This window comes from Gammaproteobacteria bacterium, assembly GCA_013003425.1.
In the GTDB taxonomy this organism is placed as follows: Bacteria; Pseudomonadota; Gammaproteobacteria; order Steroidobacterales; family JABDKV01; genus JABDJB01.
The window spans coordinates 13,915-27,079 of the sequence record JABDJB010000111.1; the positions used below are offsets into that span (position 1 = coordinate 13,915).

Consider the following 13,165-nt stretch of genomic DNA (forward strand, 5'->3'; position numbering starts at 1 on the left):
CACACGTTAATAATTAGATGCCCAGCTTGCGCAGAAGCGTAAACCAGAGAATATCCAGCGGCCGGTACAGGAAATGCACCAGCACCAATACGAGCAGGATCGCCGCTGCCACACCTGCCGCTATCATCCACAAGGTGCGCTTGTCCCGGCTTGTATCGAGCTCATTGGCAATAAACGGAATAGTCGCGATTGGCGGCGCGCCGAGCACTTCTGCCAGGCCGCGCGGTCCGTGTACGGACCGGTCCATGCTCTCAGAAACCGCCGTAGTTCCCACCGAGCCCGCCATCGACAGCACCAGGCCAAGGAAAAGCAGCGCCAGGCGGTTTGGCGTGTGCGGCAGGGTCGGTAACAGCGCCGGCTCTACCACTTCAAAACGTTCGCCCTTGCGGCCCTGCTCCAGGCTCTCGGCTACCTCGGCAGCCAGCTGCTTGGCATGAATCTCCTGGTATTTCATCCGGGCGCTTTCCAGGTCGCGGGTGATACCGCTGTACTCGCGTTCGACCTGCGGTGCGGTGACGATACGTTGTTCATAGTCGTCCAGCTTTTCTTCCAGCTGGGCGTAACGCGCCTGCAATGAACGGGCTTCAGAATCTGCGGCGGAAAGCTGGGTCTGCAGCGCTACAAAAGCCGGATTTGTGATATTGGGTTCCGTCGGCTCTTTGTCGCTGGCGACCTCGGCCGCGGCCAGCGCCGAATCGCGTTCGGCGACAAGGCGCTCGTACTGGCGCTCGAGACGCAAAACATCCGGATGGCTGGCACCGTAACGCTGCTTGGCGTCGGTCAGCTCGGCGTACACCCGCTGCGTTTCGCTTTCCAGGGATGCAACGTCGACCTGGCCAACCTCGCCTTCCAGTGCCTGGATCTGTCGCCGCACCGAGACCACATCCGGGTGATTCGCACCGTAGGTGGCCGACAGCGTTGTGTACTGCGACTGCAGCGCCATCAGCTGTTCGTTCGGCGGCAGCACCGCACCCTCGCGCGTGTACAGCGGCCCCTGGGGTGACTGCGTGGCCAGCTGGCCCTGCAGAAATATTTTCTGCTCGTTCAGCGCCTGGAACTGGCGCTGGATTTCACGCATTTCTGCCTCGGTGCGATCCATCATCTGCAGGTTAAGTGAATACAGCTCGGGCAGCGCACCGCCATTCTGTTCCTTGAACCGTGCCATGCGCGCCTCAAGCTGGTTAATTTCGCGATTCAGTTTTTCCGCCTGGTCAGAAAGAAAGCTGGTGGTTTCCTGGGCGCGCTCGGTGCGGTCACGCAGGTTCTCGTTCAGGTAAAGGTTGACCAGCCGGTTGGTGACCTGCTGCGCAATCGCCGGGCTCTCGTAATCAAAAGAGACCGTAAACAGAATTGTGGCCTGGGTCGGGCGACCGGTGCGTGGATCGATGACGTCAGCGCTCACCAGATCGAGTGAATAGTCCTCACGCATGTCTTCGACAACTTCCGTCGTCGGCAGGCGTTTGCGCTCGTCCGGATACAAATCAAAATCGTCAATCAACCGCGCCAGGTTGGCCGAAGTGACAACACGCGCCTGGATTTCCATCAGCCGCTGGTCAGCAAAACTGGTGATGGTCGATGGCACGAGGTCGCGCGGGATTTCCTGATCGCGAATAAGAATGGTCGCCGTCGAGCGATAGGTCGGCGGCCACAGGAAGGTAACCAGGATCGATAACACCAGCAGGCCGAGGAAAGTCAGCAACATCAGGTTTTTGCGGCGCTTCAGTACCGCAACGTAATCTCTCAGGCTATTTTCGTTTTGTTCCACAATACACCTCAGTCATGCCGGTATTGGCGCTACCAGCTCGCGCGGGGGTGCGTGTAATGCACCCGGAAAAATATGGCCGTGCTGTCGGTATCGACACCACTGAAACCGAACGTTGCTTCGCGGATGCGGTGACGCAGTGTTGTGCTGAACGTCCAGCGTTCGGCAAACCGCCAGCGCAGCGCCGGCGTCGCATACCAGTACTCGCGGCTGAAAGCGCTGTCACCGAGTGACTCCGACGACACGTATTCCAGCGACATGTCGAAAAACAGCTTCTCGCGCAGCTGGCGCGAGTATGTAGCTTCGATCTGGTCGGTCTCCACCAGTTCCTGCGCAAAGGCATCCGGCGTAAGTGACCGGCTGGCCGCCAGCGAGACCTGCCACGTGTCTCCCTCGTAGCCCAGCTGTGCCGAACCGGTAAAACCATCCGACTCGTCGGTAAATAGCTCCTGCAAGCAGCCGAAACCGAACAGCAAACAGAAAATAGACTGCTGATCAGCAGGCAGGAACCTGGCTGCAAGGGTCTCGGTCCGGCGCGCGCCGAAGCCGATCGAGCCGCTCAGCTTTTCGTCAAACTGGCGCAGCAGTGTTATCGAAAGGCCTGTTGAGTCGGCGTCTCCTACCGTATCGGAATCGGTCTGCCTTGGGTCGATCAGGTCAAAACTGGAACTGTAAACCGCCGACTGCAGTGTCAGGCGCTCGCCCAGCACGCGGATCCAGGTAACGTCAAAACTGTATTGTTCGTAATCGCTGAACCGCGGCGAACTGTACTCAGCCTCCAGCCAGTTGCCGCCGACCTGCAGTGAGTTATTCTCGTTGGCGATCCAGGTCCAGTAAGGTCGCAGCGAGCGATTCTCGGTGCGCGTGGCTGCCGCAACAAAACCCAGCTCGGCGACTGCCGTGCGGGTCGACTGGCGGCGCAGCTCGCCGCTCAGCCCCCAGGCCTGCCGCTCGCCATTTCGAGTGTAATCCAGGCCCACGATCTGGTCATCGCTGTCATACAGGTCGTTCGACAAACGATTAAATGGCAGCGAGATATTGAGATTGGTCTGCCAGATTGCGCTACGGCCGCGCAGGTTGAGCCGCGGCGTCAGCCTGAGCCCCTCTACTTCTTCCACCCTCGTGCCACTGCCCATGACGATATTGCTGTCGTAATAGACCTCGGACACAACACTGGGCTGTGCCGACCACTCCGCTGCAGAAGCAGGGATGGCGGCCAGAACCAGCAATGCCGGCAGAACGGTTTTACGGAACGATAACGACATCGCCACTCTTTAAAATGATGTTGTTTTGCAGGTTACGGCCATCTTCCACATCGGAATAACGGAAATTGATGGCACGCTGGCGCCCGTCTGCATCGCGGCGCAGCACCTTGATCTTGTTGCCAGCAGCAAACTGGTTCAGCCCGCCGGCCATTGCCAGCGCCTGCATGACATCAATCGAGCTGGTTGCGGTGAATTCGCCGGGCCGCAGCACTTTGCCGAGCACATAAATCTTGTTACCCGCGACGTTGATGATCGCCACTGTTGCCTCTGCGTCCGGAATGTATTGCTCCAGGCGCTCGACGAGTTCCGCCTGTACATCTTCCGGTGTGCGGCCGGCTGCACTCACATGTCCGACCAGTGGAAAATTGATTTTGCCGTCGGGACGCACCAGGACTTCGCGACTCAACTCCGGTTCGCGCCAGATTGATACCTGCAGGATGTCGCCGGCGTTGAGGCCATAGCCATCGCTGTTATCTTGTGCAGCCGCAGCGCCGCTGAAAAACAGCAACAACAAAGCAACCGGCGTAATAAGTGTCCTCATGGACCAAGCTCCTAACGTCAGATTCAGGGTGGACAGGGGAACGCTCCAGCGTACAGAGATTGACCATCTCACGCAATACTAAAAGCTGAAGAAAGCCCGCTTAAGTGCCCGAAAAATAACGGGTAAAGCGACCTCCTGTCCGTCGTCTGCTGCATCCGCCGTGGTTGCAGAAGACGCTTGTCCCGGTGACTGCCTGGCGCGCCGTACGCCGCGCAATCAACCCGACCTCAGTGATGCCTGTCCAGCGCCGGCCGACAGGCTGCAATCCCCCAGGATCGATGCCGCTGAAGTTGCATGTTTCGGGCCAGATTGACTGTGCCATATATGTATCAGGCACTTAGCTGAAGGGGCCTGGTACCCACTTTGGCCGTCTGTAAAAAATCCCGACGGATCATTGCCTTGCGTGCGACATAAGCGGTCATGCTATGTCATGTCGCCTGCTCCGCACGGGCGTGGCACCCGCTGCCGGGTCTTGCCTGACCTGGTACGAACAAGCAGATGCGCATTCGCGGCCAATGTCGGTCGACCAGCAGGCCCGGCAAACCCCCTGCCTGGCATCCACAGCTGGCCGACGTTGATAGTGGCTTGCACGCGACGCGCCGGAGTCGGAGAATCTCGCGTCCACGGAGAGGTGGCAGAGCGGTTGAATGCACTGGTCTTGAAAACCAGCAAGGGCTAGCGCCCTTCGAGGGTTCGAATCCCTCCCTCTCCGCCACTCTTGCATATGAAACGGGCCCATCTGCGGCCCGTGTCTTATGCAACAACGGAGAGATTCGGAGCCTCCAACTCTAGACAACCCGGGTTCGGGCCGAGGCCGGCCCGGGCCGGCCGCGACAACGCGGGAGCGCAGCGACCGCGGCCCTCTGGGGTCCGGCCCGGCAGAGCCGGGCGTTCGCGGGCAAAATCGACACGGTAGTTCGATTTTGCTCCCGCTCACCCCTCCCTCTGCGCCACTTTCCGCAACAACGTTACCCGGCTTTTATTGTCATAAGCGCCCCGATACACTGCGCGCGTGCACATTCGACTGAGCGCCGGTCCGGTTACAGTGCTGCTATCGTTAATGATGGCACTCGCTGTGTCTGCAGTGTTTGCTGCACAGACTTTCGATCCCGACCTCGCTCAGACTGAACTCGATGCGCTGAGCGACAGCCTCAGCGAAGACAGCGCGTCGATCCAGTCGATCCACGCCACCCAGCAACGTACTGCGGCGATCCGCACCCAGGCACTCAACTGCGCACGCAACGGCGAAGAACTGGTCGAGCAACTGCGCACCGACCTGCTGCTGCTGGGCGAAGCGACCGCAGAGGACCCGGCCGAAATTCTCGAGCAGCGGGCCTCGTACGAGGTAGAAATCAGGCGATCTGAAGCACGCGCTGGCGCGTGTCGACTGATGCTCCTGCGCACTGAACAGATACTCGACCGCGCCGCCACACTGCAGGCACAGCTGAACACGCAACGCCTGACCGAGCCCGGCATGAACGGACTGAGTGCGGTCGCGCGACTATTACGTGACCCGGCACCAACGCTTGCGACGCTGAAGGCAAAAGTCTCCGCTGACCCGCGCCTGCGCGGCATCAGCAGCGCCCGCTGGCTGTTGGTTGCACTGATTTCTGTTGCCGCCGGAATCACCGGCTGGTTGTTGCGTCGCGCATTGCTGGACTGGTGTGATCGCCAGCGCGGCCGGGCCGGCAAGCCGACCGTACCGGTCACGCTGGTTCGCCGCGTGAGTGAAAACGCGCCCCTGCTGCTGGGCGGCGCCGTCGCCAGCGTTTCTCTGGCAGTGTTCGCCAGCGCACCACGCGGGGACTCGCTACTTTTCCGGCTTGCCGTGGCCGTGTTGCTCTACGCGCTCGGGCGGTCGTTGATCAACTGGATAACAGGATCGTTCTCGCCCGGCACCAGCCTGTTGAGCAAAGGCGACTATGGCGACAGCGCACGCACGCGGCTGCATGCCCTGCTCGCCGGCGTAGTCGCTGGCTGGCTGGCCTTCGGGCCGGACTGGCTCACCGCGGTGCCCGCGCAATCCACATTTGCATTTCGCGCCGTGCTCACTGTCTACCTGGTGGCCGCCCTGCTCTGGGTGTTGCGCCTCAGCCGGGTGGTTCCAACGCTGCGCGGCCGGCTGGTATTTATCCGCGTGTCGCTGGTGCTCTCAGCCGTCGTTGCCATCGGTGCGGAACTGGCGGGATTCCGAAACCTGTCCAATTTTCTGTTGCTCGGTATCCTGAGCACTTTGTTCTTCGGCTTTCTGCTGTGGACCGTGACGTGGGCGATGCGTCAGGGCATCCAGGGTGTTGTGTCAGGCACTAATACTGCCAGCTACCGCATCCGCTCATGGCTGGGCATGCGTCAGGAAGAACGCAGCGCCGAGCTTGGCTGGCTGTACATGGTTATCACGATCGCACTATGGATCGGCTTTTTCTCGCTGCTGATTTGGACCTGGGACCCGACCGGCAACGCGATCCCTTACCTGCGTGAAGTTACGCTGCTGGGAATCGAAGTCGGCGGCAACAAGATTGTGCCGAAGAACATCTTCATCGGTGTCACCGCTTTCGGCATTATCATCGCGCTGACTGCCTGGCTGAAAGCGCGTCTCAACCGGCGCTGGCTGCGTGACATGGGCATGGAGCGGCATGCGCGCGAAGCGCTGGTAACGGTAACCGGCTATACCGGTTTTGCTGTGGCCGTGCTCACCGGACTGACGCTGGCCGGCGTGAGCCTGGCCGGCATGGCGCTTGTGTTCGGTGCGCTCGGCGTCGGTATTGGTTTCGGGTTGCAGAATATCGTCAACAATTTTGTGTCCGGGCTGATACTCCTGTTCGAACGCCCGATCAAGCCGGGCGACTTTGTCACCGTCGGTGCGGTTGAAGGCCTGGTAAAAGAAGTGCGTACGCGGGCCACGGAGATCGAAACCCTGGATCGGCAAAACGTACTGGTACCCAATTCCGAACTGGTATCCAACCAGGTTACCAACTGGGTGCTGCGCGACCCTCACGGCCGGCTGACATTGAAAGTAGGCGTAGCCTACGGCAGCGATACCGCCAAGGTCAGCGAAATACTGCTGGACATTGCCAACAACCATCCGGATGTCGTCAAGTCAGGGCGCACACCGGCGCCGCGCGCCCTGTTTATGGGCTTTGGCGACAGCTCGCTCGATTTTGAGCTACGACTCTGGATACGCCAGATCGAAAAGCGTTTCACCGTAACCAGCGAACTCAACCTCGCAATTGACGCAGCATTCCGCGAGCACGGAATCGTAATCCCGTTTCCGCAGCGTGACGTGCATATTTACGAAAAGCCGCGGACCAGCAGCGGCGACAGCCCGGCTGAGACAGAACCAGAGCCAGAAGACTAACCGGCGTCGAGCACTTCAGTTCCGGCCATGTAGGGTTGCAATACGGCCGGCACCCTCACCGAGCCATCTTCCTGCTGGTAGTTTTCCAGGATTGCCACCAGCGCACGACCTATAGCGACACCCGAACCGTTTAGCGTATGGACCAGCTCGGGTTTGCCGCTGTCAGGATTGCGCCAGCGTGCCTGCATCCGGCGCGCCTGGAAATCAGTGCAGTTGCTGCACGAGGAAATCTCCCGATAGCGCTGCTGCCCGGGCAGCCATACTTCAAGATCGAAAGTTTTCGCTGCGCCGAAGCCAATATCGCCAGTGCACAGTGCCACGACGCGATACGGCAACTCCAGCTGCTGCAGCACTGTCTCGGCGTGGCCGGTCAGCTCCTCCAGCGCCGCAGCGGAGTCCGCCGGGCGCACAATCTGCACCAGTTCGACTTTTTCGAACTGGTGCTGACGAATCATGCCGCGCGTATCACGGCCATAGGAACCGGCTTCGGAGCGGAAACATGGCGTGTGTGCGGTCATTCGCATTGGCAGCTGGTCGGCGTCAAGAATCTCGCCGGCTGCCATATTAGTCAGCGGCACTTCTGCCGTCGGTATCAGATACAGGCCTGGATCGCCAGCCATGCGAAACAGATCGGCCTCGAATTTTGGTAGTTGCCCGGTGCCGGTAAGGGCCGGTGCGCCAACCAGGTACGGCACGTATGCCTCCGTATAACCATGCTGCGCGGTATGCAGGTCGAGCATGAACTGGATCAGCGCACGATGCATCCGCGCCAGGCCTCCACGCAATACGGCAAACCGCGAACCAGACAGTTTTGCCGCAGCTGCAAAGTCCATGCCCAGCGCTTCGCCAACATCGACATGATCATGCGGCGTGAATCCGAACTCTGTCGGTTCGCCCCAGCGCCTGATCTCGACATTGTCACTTTCGTCCGCGCCCTGCGGCACCTCATCGTCCAGCAGGTTGGGCAAGCCCATGAGCAGCTCGTCCAGCTGCGTCTGTACCGAATCCAGCGAGAGTTGCGCCGTCTCGAGCCGCTCACCCAGCGACCTGACATCATCAAGCAGCGGCTGGATGTCTTCGCCCTGCGCCTTTGCCTTGCCGATCGCCTTCGAACGCGTATTGCGCTCGTTACGCAACTCTTCCACTTTCACCTGGACGTTTTTGCGCTCGTTTTCGAGTTGGTTGTAGGCGTCAATATCGAGCGTCACGCCGCGCCGTCGCAGGTTTGCGGCGACAGACTCTATATCGGTACGCAGAAGTCTGGGATCGAGCATGATGTTCCTGTCAGGCCAGCTGCCGGGCCGCAATAGTACCCAGCCAGGCCATGGCAATACACACCACGACACTTGTAATGACATTAGCAGCCGTTTTCAGCCATGCGCCCTGCTGCATCAGGTTTAGAGTCTCAATGGAAAACGCCGAAAACGTAGTGAATCCACCCAGGCAGCCCACCAGCAGGAATGCGCGCCACAGGGGCCCGGCATTCAGCCGGTCAAACAGCCACACATACAGAAAGCCCATCAGCAGACTGCCGATGACATTGACGGTGAGGGTGCCAAACGGAAAGCCGCGTCCCAGGACCGCGTGCACGCCAGTGTAAAGCCAGTAACGACTCACCGCGCCCAGCGCGCCGCCCGCGGCAACCGCAAGTGTAACGTTCAGCGCCGTCTCCCTGTTGCCAGCCGCGGATGATACCGCTTTATTATGCACCGGGCCCGGGCAGCCGGTTTTCGACCCGGCGGCACCAGTCGCGCAGCACGGTTTGCACCAGCAACAACCCGGCGATTACGCCGGCAATATTGGCTGCGATGTCCTTGAGATCGAAAGTGCGAAATATACTGGCCGCCTGTGCCACTTCAATGGCAATGCCCACTATCACAATGCCGGTGGCAATCAGCAGGTGGTGGCGCGCCGGGTAGATACCGCCGAACCACAACATCAGAACCATGTACTGCAGGGTATGAGCAGCCCAGGCCACCCCTTCCGGCATGGCTGGTGGCGTCGGAACCAGTCCGAGCACCACGATGACGAGCAGCTGCAGCCAGCCCAGGATGAGCCAGCCAAGGCGATAACGCAGTGCAGGTGCGCTCAGGGGTTAAAGCCTCCGGCCTGGATTACATCGACACCTGGCGGCGGGATGAACACGAACAGAGCATCTTCTACCGGGCTGTTCTGTTCGATACTGCTGAACTCGATACGTGTGGTTTGCCCGAGCTGGTCGTCGAGCTCCATCGCGACCAGGGCCGCGCCGGCAAACCCGAGGCGCACGCTGCGAAAATCCCGCTGCTTCTGCTTCGGTGCCAGCTCCACCCATTCTGTCGCGCCGCTGTGCCAGGTGCGGACAGTCTCGAACGCGTCAGCCGCTGTACCGTCGCCGGCCAGCAGTGCTGCCGGGTTGCCAGCCAGTGTTTTGTCCTGTGATGCCACCGTCGCGTTCTCCAGGGCGACGTCGTAAGACCAGATCTGCTTGCCGTCACCGAGCACCAGCAATTCGTCGGGACTGGTGTAGTGCCAGCGGAACCGTCCCGGCCGTTTTATTGCCATCGTGCCCTCACTCTCCGACAGCACCTTCCCCTGTGCATCTGTCAGCACCTGGCTGAACTGGCCATTCAGCGTGCGGGTGGCGTCGAGAAACTGCTCGATCCTGGACGGATCGGCGTGCGCTGTGGCGCCAAGCAGCACCAGCAGTACGACCGGTAACCCGGATTTTTGTGGCAACAAACTCATTGAAACTCCGTCAGTCTTGCGGCGGTGGCGGCGCGAGCACCTCGCGCGCGCCGTTCGACTGCAGCGGCCCGACCAGGCCGGCAAGTTCCATCTGCTCGACCATCCGGGCAGCACGGTTGTAACCAATCTTCAAGCGCCGCTGCACCCCTGAGATGGAGGCCTTGCGGGTTTCGGCCACAACGCGTACGGCGTCGTCATAAAGCGGGTCCTGCTCCGCATCGTCCACGCCGGATTGCGCCGATTCGCGCAGTCCTGGTATTGGACCAGCCGGGCCCGACAAAATTTCATCGATATAAGAAGGTTCCTCACCCTTGAGATCGCGCACGACAGAATGAACTTCCTCGTCGCTGACAAATGCACCGTGCACCCGGTCTGGCAGCGAGGTGCCGGGGGGCAGGTACAGCATGTCACCATGACCGAGCAGATGCTCGGCGCCGATCTGATCGAGTATCGTGCGCGAATCGACCCGCGACGACACCTGGAATGCAATCCGTGCCGGGATATTGGCCTTGATCAGGCCGGTAATAACGTCAACCGAGGGACGCTGCGTCGCCAGGATAAGGTGTATCCCGGAGGCACGTGCTTTCTGTGCCAGCCGTGCAATGAGCTCTTCGACCTTTTTGCCGACAAGCATCATCATGTCGGCCAGTTCGTCGATGATGACGACAATAAAAGGCAGAGGCGTCAGCGGCTGCGCAATACCCTCCCGGGTATCGTCAGGCTGGAACAGCGGGTCAAGAATCGGCTCACCCGCTTCTATTGCATCGCGCACCTTGCGGTTATAGCCGGCGATGTTGCGCACGCCCAGCGCCGACATCAACTGGTAGCGTCGCTCCATTTCCGCCACACACCAGCGCAACGCATTGGCAGCCTCTTTCATATCGGTCACGACCGGGGCCAGCAGGTGCGGTATCCCTTCGTAAACCGACAACTCCAGCATCTTCGGATCGATCATTATCAGCCGTACATGCTCGGCACTGGACTTGTAAAGCAGGCTGAGAACCATGGCATTGATCGCCACAGATTTACCGGAGCCGGTGGTGCCCGCAATCAGCAGGTGCGGCATGCGTGCCAGGTCGGCAACGACAGCCTGGCCGCCGATGTCTTTACCCAGCGCTACCGATAACGGCGAACGCATTTTGTCATAGGTTTCCGAACGCAGAATTTCGCCCAGCGTGACCAGCTCGCGGGTCTGGTTGGGAATCTCCAGACCGATGACCGGTTTGCCCGGGATGATCTCGACTACCCGCACGCTGATGACGGACAGTGCGCGGGCGAGGTCTTTAGCCAGCCCGGAAACCTTCGCAACTTTTATTCCCGCTGCCAGCTTGAGCTCGAAACGCGTCACTATGGGCCCCGGATGAACCGAAACCACTTCGACCTCAATGCCGAAATCCATCAGCTTGAGCTCGACCAGCCGGGACATGGCTTCAAGTGACTCCTCGGAGTAGCTGCCCACGGTCTCTGGCGGATCAGAAAGCAGCGACAATGCCGGCAGTTCATGATTAGAAGAACGTTCGAACAACGCCACCTGGCGCTCGCGCTCGACCCGCTCGCTTGGCGGTGGCGGCGCGAAGACCGGCTCGATCCGCGGTGCGGGGCGCTGACTGACTTCGCGCGATTTTTCCCGCACGCTTTCCAGCCGCGCAACGCGTACCTTCTCGCTGGCACGGCGCTGGCGGAGCTGCTCGAGCCAGTTGTGCAGTCGTTCGGCGCCACGCAATACGGCGCGCCCGGTTACATCCATCACCGCAAACCACGAGATATCAAGGAACAGTGAGATCCCGGTGAGCCACAACGCGATGAGAAACAGTGTGGCACCGAGGAAACTCAGACCACTGGCAAGCCCCAGGCCGAACAGCTCGCCGAGAATGCCGCCGGCACTGCTTGGCAGGTCCGGGGCAGCAAAGTGCAGTGTTGCCAGCGCAGCACTGGCGGCCAGCGTGGCGACAAAACCCAGCGTTCGAACCGTGACCACGGGTGCAGCAAGCCCTTCGCCACCCTGTGCACGGAAAATAAACCAGCCGGCTGCGGCGATCATGAACGGGAACAGGTACGACGGCTTGCCGAACAGCATGAACAGCAGGTCCGCCAGCCATGCGCCCACCGGGCCGATAGCGTTGCTGACCGAACCCGCTTCGCCGGTGAAACTGAAACCCGGGTCAGCCGGGTTATAGGTAAACAGCGCGGTAAACACCAGTAGCGCAATTGCGCCACACAGCCAGAACGCGCTTTCGCGTAGTGCGCGCACGATCGAGTCAAAAATCAGCGATTCGCGATGCTGAGCAGTCGTATGCAAGGCCCAAATCCCCCGCCGGTAATGGGAATGCCGGCTCCGAGATTAAACCATTGCACAAAAAACAGCAATTAACTTTCTGATACTTATTGAGTTTACTTCATCAGCGCCGGGTGCACGACCTGCCCGGCATCGACGTTTATGCCGCAGCGCAGCGGCTCATAGTCACGCCAGCCTGGCCGCGCCAGCCGGGCGGCATAGGGCGCGATCGCCGCTGACAGCGCCTGCGAGGCAGTCCGCGGCACAGCTCCCGGCATGTTTGTGACACAGAAATGAATCACATCGTCGACTTCGTAGGTTGGATCCGCGTAGGTGGTCGGCCGGGTCGTCTCGACGCAGCCGCCCTGGTCCACTGAAATGTCGACGACAACGCTGCCTGGCGTCATGCTGTGGATCATCTGTTTTGATACGACATGCGGCGCCCGCTCGCCGGTGACAAGTACCGCGCCAACGACTATGTCGGCGGTGCTTACCGCTTCCTCGACGTCAGCAATGTGTGGATAAAGACCGGTCACGTTGGCGCCGAGCGCGCGGGCCTGCTCCAGCTTGTCGCGATCCATGTCGAAAACGGTCACCTCTGCGCCGAGACCGGCAGCGACTACAGCCGAGTTACCGCCGGCAACTCCGCCACCGAGTATGACCACCTTGCCGCGCTTGGCGGCCGGCACGCCGCCGAGCAGTATGCCCTTCCCACCCTGCGGCTGGTGCAGGAGATGAGTACCAACCTGGATGGCTATCCGCCCGGCTATATCGCTCATCGGCGCGAGCAGCGGCAGGTGATGGCCCAGGCTGTGGTCTTCCACAGTCTCGAAAGCAACACAGGTTGCACCTATGTCACACAGGCGTTGCGTCAGTTCCGGCAGTGCCGCCAGGTGCAGATAACAAAACAGCAGGTGATCATCGCGCAGGTGCTCAAGATCCGGATCGACCGGCTCTTTGACCTTGACGATCATCTCGCCCCGTTCCCACACTTCGGCCGCATCTGCAACAACGGTTGCTCCGATCTTGCGGTATTGCTCATCGTGGTAACCGGTCTTTTTCCCGGCACCGGATTCCACAAAAATTTCGTGGCCTTCGCCGATCAGACTGGCACAGGCTGCAGGTATCAGCCCTACCCTGCCCTCAAGCGGTTTGAGTTCCCGTGGTACGCCAATACGCATTGTCACTCCGGTGTGCTTTTCCAGCGCTTTTTACTATAGTACGGCAGCGTTCAGACTGT

General features: G+C 60.3%; 10 protein-coding genes and 1 tRNA gene. 2 read left to right on the plus strand and 9 right to left on the minus strand.

Annotation, left to right across the window (positions count from 1 at the left end):
• Window positions 1-13: 13 nt before the first annotated feature.
• Genes HKN06_14655 through HKN06_14665 form a run of 3 tightly spaced genes read right to left on the minus strand, consistent with a single transcriptional unit; the run spans window position 14 to window position 3,568 of the window.
• A complete protein-coding gene (locus HKN06_14655; protein NNF62549.1) occupies window positions 14-1,765 on the minus strand; it encodes a lipopolysaccharide biosynthesis protein in 1,752 nt (583 codons plus the stop codon).
• A gap of 29 nt (window positions 1,766-1,794) precedes the next feature.
• Entirely contained in the window at window positions 1,795-3,027 is a 1,233-nt protein-coding gene (locus HKN06_14660) for a hypothetical protein (GenBank protein NNF62550.1), read from the minus strand.
• Window positions 3,008-3,568 carry a polysaccharide export protein gene (locus HKN06_14665; protein NNF62551.1) on the minus strand — a complete coding sequence of 187 codons (561 nt, stop codon included), beginning with the start codon at window positions 3,566-3,568 and terminating at the stop codon, window positions 3,008-3,010. The genes HKN06_14660 and HKN06_14665 overlap by 20 nt, the downstream gene beginning before the upstream one ends.
• Before the next feature lie 625 nt (window positions 3,569-4,193).
• Here HKN06_14665 and HKN06_14670 point away from each other — a divergent pair.
• Both HKN06_14670 and HKN06_14675 read left to right on the plus strand, forming a co-directional pair.
• Window positions 4,194-4,283, plus strand: a tRNA-Ser gene (locus HKN06_14670).
• Between the two features lie 345 nt (window positions 4,284-4,628).
• Window positions 4,629-6,923, plus strand: a complete 2,295-nt coding sequence (locus HKN06_14675; protein ID NNF62552.1) for a mechanosensitive ion channel family protein — start codon at window positions 4,629-4,631, stop codon at window positions 6,921-6,923.
• Here HKN06_14675 and serS read toward each other — a convergent pair.
• The 6 genes from serS to ald all read right to left on the minus strand — a co-directional run bounded on the left by serS (window position 6,920) and on the right by ald (window position 13,106).
• Window positions 6,920-8,197, minus strand: a complete 1,278-nt coding sequence (gene serS / locus HKN06_14680) for a serine--tRNA ligase (protein ID NNF62553.1) — start codon at window positions 8,195-8,197, stop codon at window positions 6,920-6,922. The two genes, HKN06_14675 and serS, sit on opposite strands and share 4 nt — an antisense overlap.
• A 10-nt stretch (window positions 8,198-8,207) precedes the next feature.
• Entirely contained in the window at window positions 8,208-8,585 is a 378-nt protein-coding gene (gene crcB / locus HKN06_14685; GenBank protein ID NNF62554.1) for a fluoride efflux transporter CrcB, read from the minus strand.
• A gap of 40 nt (window positions 8,586-8,625) precedes the next feature.
• Complete coding sequence (locus tag HKN06_14690; GenBank protein NNF62555.1) at window positions 8,626-8,946, minus strand: VanZ family protein; 321 nt, start codon at window positions 8,944-8,946, stop codon at window positions 8,626-8,628.
• Window positions 8,947-9,011: 65 nt separating this feature from the next.
• Window positions 9,012-9,650: an outer membrane lipoprotein chaperone LolA gene (gene lolA, locus HKN06_14695; protein NNF62556.1), complete on the minus strand. Its 639-nt coding sequence runs from the start codon at window positions 9,648-9,650 to the stop codon at window positions 9,012-9,014.
• 10 nt (window positions 9,651-9,660) lie between these two features.
• Window positions 9,661-11,904 carry a cell division protein FtsK gene (locus tag HKN06_14700; protein ID NNF62557.1) on the minus strand — a complete coding sequence of 748 codons (2,244 nt, stop codon included), beginning with the start codon at window positions 11,902-11,904 and terminating at the stop codon, window positions 9,661-9,663.
• Window positions 11,905-12,041: 137 nt separating this feature from the next.
• A complete protein-coding gene (gene ald / locus HKN06_14705; GenBank protein NNF62558.1) occupies window positions 12,042-13,106 on the minus strand; it encodes an alanine dehydrogenase in 1,065 nt (354 codons plus the stop codon).
• Between the last annotated feature and the right edge of the window lie 59 nt (window positions 13,107-13,165).

Coding starts and splice junctions, on each gene's coding strand:
- HKN06_14675 (NNF62552.1), top strand. CDS start 4,629: ATGATGGCACTCGCTGTGTCTGCAGTGTTTGCTGCACAGACTTTCGAT.
- ald (NNF62558.1), bottom strand. CDS start 13,106: ATGCGTATTGGCGTACCACGGGAACTCAAACCGCTTGAGGGCAGGGTA.
- serS (NNF62553.1), bottom strand. CDS start 8,197: ATGCTCGATCCCAGACTTCTGCGTACCGATATAGAGTCTGTCGCCGCA.
- HKN06_14660 (NNF62550.1), bottom strand. CDS start 3,027: ATGTCGTTATCGTTCCGTAAAACCGTTCTGCCGGCATTGCTGGTTCTG.
- lolA (NNF62556.1), bottom strand. CDS start 9,650: ATGAGTTTGTTGCCACAAAAATCCGGGTTACCGGTCGTACTGCTGGTG.
- HKN06_14665 (NNF62551.1), bottom strand. CDS start 3,568: ATGAGGACACTTATTACGCCGGTTGCTTTGTTGTTGCTGTTTTTCAGC.